Genomic DNA, 287 nt, shown 5'->3' with positions numbered 1-287 from the left:
AAGTCGTTTGGTTCGCAGAATATTTGGCGTGATGTGTCGTTGACCTTGCCGGAGGGTGAGGTGTCGGCACTGTTGGGTCCGTCGGGTACTGGTAAGTCGGTGTTCTTGAAGACGTTGATCGGGTTGTTGCATCCGGAGCAGGGGTCGGTGATCATCGATGGCACCGATATCACCCAGTGTTCGGCCAAGGAACTGTATGAGATCCGCAAGTTGTTCGGGGTGTTGTTCCAGGACGGTGCGTTGTTCGGGTCGATGAGTTTGTATGACAACATCGCGTTCCCGCTTCG

The 287-nt window shown here is 54.7% G+C and carries 1 protein-coding gene; it reads left to right on the top strand.

Translation table 11 applies throughout. The annotated features are described in order from the left end of the window. The coding region (locus B1964_RS29735; protein ID WP_139765985.1) for an ATP-binding cassette domain-containing protein at nucleotides 1-287 on the top strand (287 nt) is incomplete at both ends.

The organism is Gordonia sp. i37 (assembly GCF_002043085.1).
In the GTDB taxonomy this organism is placed as follows: Bacteria; Actinomycetota; Actinomycetes; order Mycobacteriales; family Mycobacteriaceae; genus Gordonia; species Gordonia polyisoprenivorans.
Note: the sequence above shows the minus strand (reverse complement) of the source record. Positions and strands in the feature narration are given on the sequence as shown.